This window comes from Dietzia massiliensis (assembly GCF_018390595.1).
Lineage (GTDB): Bacteria > Actinomycetota > Actinomycetes > Mycobacteriales > Mycobacteriaceae > Dietzia > Dietzia massiliensis.
Genome location: NZ_JAHBAV010000103.1, coordinates 1 through 4,123, shown reverse-complemented (window position 1 = coordinate 4,123; position 4,123 = coordinate 1). Strand labels below are relative to the sequence as shown.

5 protein-coding genes are annotated in these 4,123 nt (G+C 72.4%); all 5 read right to left on the bottom strand.

Features of this window, described 5'->3' with window-relative positions:
• Window positions 1–160: 160 nt before the first annotated feature.
• Window positions 161–1,021: a cytochrome c biogenesis CcdA family protein gene (locus KHA85_RS16105; protein ID WP_063973710.1), complete on the bottom strand. Its 861-nt coding sequence runs from the start codon at window positions 1,019–1,021 to the stop codon at window positions 161–163.
• A complete protein-coding gene (locus KHA85_RS16100) occupies window positions 1,018–1,626 on the bottom strand; it encodes a TlpA family protein disulfide reductase (RefSeq protein ID WP_213186582.1) in 609 nt (202 codons plus the stop codon). Before KHA85_RS16100 ends, KHA85_RS16105 begins: the two co-directional genes overlap by 4 nt.
• Window positions 1,627–1,629: 3 nt before the next feature.
• Window positions 1,630–2,538 (bottom strand): histidine phosphatase family protein, encoded by a 909-nt coding sequence (locus KHA85_RS16095; protein ID WP_213186581.1) that lies wholly within the window; start codon window positions 2,536–2,538, stop codon window positions 1,630–1,632.
• Entirely contained in the window at window positions 2,535–3,845 is a 1,311-nt protein-coding gene (hemL, locus tag KHA85_RS16090) for a glutamate-1-semialdehyde 2,1-aminomutase (RefSeq protein ID WP_213186583.1), read from the bottom strand. The genes KHA85_RS16095 and hemL overlap by 4 nt, the downstream gene beginning before the upstream one ends.
• 84 nt (window positions 3,846–3,929) lie before the next feature.
• A partial coding sequence (locus KHA85_RS16085; protein ID WP_213186580.1) for a hypothetical protein occupies window positions 3,930–4,123 on the bottom strand: 194 nt, incomplete at its 5' end.

Sequence of the window (4,123 nt, the reverse complement as noted above, 5' to 3'; positions counted from 1 at the left end):
CGCCACCACCCAAACCCGGCCCACCGCCACTGACACCACTCGACGCACCCATCCTGCCGTTCGCGCTCCTGCACGACCTCGACACAGCGATCGCGCGACACACGGGCAACTCCGAGGCCGCAGCATGACCACGCGGGCGACGTCGGCCAGCTCGAGTGGGTCAGATGGGCAGCGTGGTGTCCGAGATGGCGAAGTCGCGCAGCCAGTCGATGAACAGCGCCCACCCGCCGGAGAGCAGCAGCAGACCCACGATGATGAGCATGACGCCGCCGAACACCTGGATAGCCCGGGTGTGCTTCTGCAGCCACCCGACCGTGCGCATCGCCCACGTGGAGCCGAACGCCACCACGATGAACGGCAAGCCGAGGCCCAGGCAGTACGCCACGATGAGCAGGACGCCCCGGGCCGCGTCGACGCCGGTGCCGGCGGCCACCGACAGCGCGGCGGCGAGCGTGGGACCCAGGCACGGGGTCCAGCCGAGGGCGAAGACGGCGCCGAGCATCGGCGCGCCGAGCCACGTCGAGAGCGCCTTGGGTTGCATGCGGGTGTCGCGCTGCAGGGTGGGCACCAGGCCGATGAAGACCAGGCCCATGAGGATGGTCACCACGCCGCCGAGCCGCTGCAGCAGTTCCTGCTGCGGGGCCAGGTACTGCACCGTCCCCAGCACCATGGCGCTGAGCAGCACGAACACCACGGTGAACCCGCCCACAAACAGCAGGGATGCGCCGACCACGCGGGCTCGGGAAGCGCGGCGGGTGCGCCGTTCCTCCACGGTCAGGGTGGCGGTGGCGGCACGCTGCCGTTCTGCGGCGGCCGCGGTGACCGGCGGTCGCTCGGCGCCCACGACGCTGGCCAGGTACGCCAGGTAGCCGGGCACCAGCGGGATCACGCAGGGCGAGGCGAACGACACGAGCCCGGCCAGCAGGCACGCCCCCAGCGCCAGCAGGATCGGGCCACTGGCCACGGTCTGCTGGAAGGTCTCCCCGACGCTCTGGGCCAGCAGGATCACCTCGGGAGTCACACCTGCTCGACCTCCTCGGCCAGGATCCTGTCGACGGTCTCACTCAGCTCGTCGTCGGTGATCTCGGCCAGGTACACGGCGGCCACCCGGTGCTGCTTGTCCAGAATGATCGTTGCCGGCACCACTGACGTCGGGAAGCCGCGCAGGGCGGCGACGGCCGCGTTGCTCGGGTCCCAGATCGACGGGTACGTGATGCCGTTGTCGCGGACGAAGTCGACGGGCTTCTGCCGGTTGGGGTCGCGGAGATTGATGCCGAACACGGTCGCGCCGCGGGGCTCGAATTCCTCCTGCAGGCGCTGCAGGTCGTCGGACTCGGCCCGGCACGGTCCGCACCACTGGCCCCACAGGTTGAGGATCACCACCTCGCCGGCGAAGTCCTCCTGCACGGTGAGTGTGCGGTCCGGGTCGAGCAGGTCGGGGCCGGTGAGCGTGGCGACGGGCTTGCGCTCGGCCGGGGGGTCGTAGTGGATCTCGATCTGCCCGTCGGGGCTGACGAACTCGAACGTCTCCGGGCCCACCACCACGGCGTCGTCGCCGGTGGCGCAGCCGGCGGCGAGCGCGCCGGTCAGCAGCAACGCGCCGAGCGCGGCCTTGGTCTTACGCATGGATCATGCTCCAGTCTGCGACGGGTCGGAGGCGCCCGCCGGTTCGGAATAGACGATGTCCCGCAACGTGGTGCCCTCGAACACCAGCGAGGTGACCGACGCCAGGGAGCACTGCCGGGAGCGCGGGTCGTGCCACAGGCGCCGTCCCTCGAGGAAGCGGCGCGTGGTGTAGACGGGCAGCTGGTGGCTCACCAGGACGGCCTCGTGCCCGCGGGCGGTGTCGAGGGTCGAGTACACGGCGCCGATCATGCGGTGCGCGATCTGCAGGTACGGCTCGCCCCACGACGGCCGCAGCGGGTTGACGAGGATCGGCCAGTACTGCGGGTCCCGGAGAGCGCCACCGGGCCCGCCGACCTTGCGCCCCTCGAAGCGGTTCTCCGCCTCGATGATGTCGGCGTCGATCCCCACCGGAAGCCCGAGGGTCTCGGCGAGCGGGGCGGCGGTCTCCTGGGCGCGCTGCAACGGGGAGGCCACGATCGACACGATGTCGTGCCCCTTCCCCAGGACGCGGGCGACGGTCTCCGCCTGGCTGCGTCCCAACTCGGACAGCCGGAACCCTGGGAGCCGCCCGTAGAGGACACCCTCCGGGTTGTGGACCTCGCCGTGGCGCACGAGGTGCACGATCGTCTGCGTCTCGTTGGCGCGGGCCGACGTGTCACGGGGGGTCGACGACGACGAGGTCGGCTCTCCCGGAACGGCGATCGTCCCCGGCTCGGCGCCATAGGAAGCAGACCCCTCGGGTTGCGTCTCGACGGGCGCCTCCACCGGGGCCGCGGCGGCCGCGGACCCGCCCAACGACGGCGGCGCCGCGGCGGGGGCGGGATGGTCTCCGCGCAGGGGGATCGGCAATGAGGTGGGGCCGGTGGCGGGGACGGCGAGACGTCCCCGGAGCCCGCGGCCGCTGCGGCTCATCGGCCGTCTCCGGGGGCGGTCGCGGCGGCGGCCGCCTCGGCGGCGACGGGCAGGGCGTCGGCGATGTGCTGGAAGTCGTCGTCGGTGAGGGCCGTGGAGACGAACCAGGTCTCGAAGGCGCTCGGCGGGGCGTAGATGCCCCGGTCCAGCAGGGTGTTGAAGAAGGGCGCGTACCGGAAGGTCTCAGCGGCCTTGGCGCCGGCGTAGTCGGTGACCTGCTCCTCGGTGAAGAACACGCTGAGCATGGTGCCCGCCCGCTGGATGGTGTGGGCGACACCGGCGCCGTGCAGTGCGTTGCCGATGAGGGCCTCGAGCCGGTCGGCGTTGGTCTGCAGCGTGTAGTAGCAGGAGTGGTCCGCCAGGCGCAGCGAGGTGAGGCCCGCGGCCACGGCGACGGGGTTCCCGGACAGGGTTCCCGCCTGGTAGACGGGCCCGGCCGGCGCGAGGGCGGCCATGACATCGGCGCGGCCGCCGAATGCGGCGGCGGGCAACCCGCCGGACATGACCTTGCCGAAGGTGGTGAGATCGCCGGCGACGCCCTCGATGCCCCACCAGCCGCGGTCGCCGGCGCGGAAACCGGTCATGACCTCGTCCATCACCAGCAGCGCGCCGCTGGCGGAGCACAGCGCGCGCAGTTCCTCGTTGAATCCGGGCAGCGGCGGGACCGTGCCCATGTTGCCGGCGGCGGCCTCGGTGATCACGCAGGCGATCTCGTCCCCGTGGTTTGCGAACGTTATGCGCACGGCCTCGATGTCGTTGTACGGCAGCACGATCGTGTCGTGGGCGGTCGCGCCGGTCACGCCGGGCGAGTCCGGCAGGGCGAAGGTGGCCAGGCCGGAGCCCGCGTCGGCGAGGAGGGCGTCGACGTGGCCGTGGTAGCAGCCGGAGAACTTGACGACCTTCGAACGGCCGGTGAAACCGCGGGCCAGGCGCACGGCGCTCATGGTGGCCTCGGTGCCGGAGTTGACGAGCCGCACCTCTTCGACCGAGGTGCGGGCGATGATCTCGCGCGCCAGGTCGACCTCGCCCTCCGTGGGGGTGCCGAAGCTGAGGCCGCGGGTCGCGGCGTCGCGGACGGCGTCGACGATCTCGGGGTGGGCGTGCCCGTGGATCATGGGGCCCCACGAGCAGACGAGGTCGATGTAGGTGTTGCCGTCGACGTCCGTCATGCGAGAACCCCGCGCTTCGCGGATGAAGCGCGGGGTTCCGCCGACGGAGTTGAAGGCGCGCACCGGGGAGTTCACTCCCCCGGGGATCAGCTCGCGGGCCTCGGCGAAGAGCTCGGCCGATCGGGCGGTCCCGGACATGCCGGACGGGGTCGGGAAGGCATCACTCGCAGACGTCACTCCCCCAGTGTCTCAAAGTCCGGCCGCGAGTACCCCCTCGTGGTGTCAGACCTGCGGCTGCGCGGGCGGGGCGGGCGGCGCGAAGGGGGCGAACAGCGACCTGGCGGCGGCATCGACCTGCCCGGCGAGGTCCTGCACCGCCTTCTCCGCCTGCTGCTGCAGCTGCTGCGGGCTGGGCAGCGGCGCGGGCGGGAAGCCCCCGCGGGGGGGGGCCGCCCCCCGGGCCCGGGCGCGGGGGG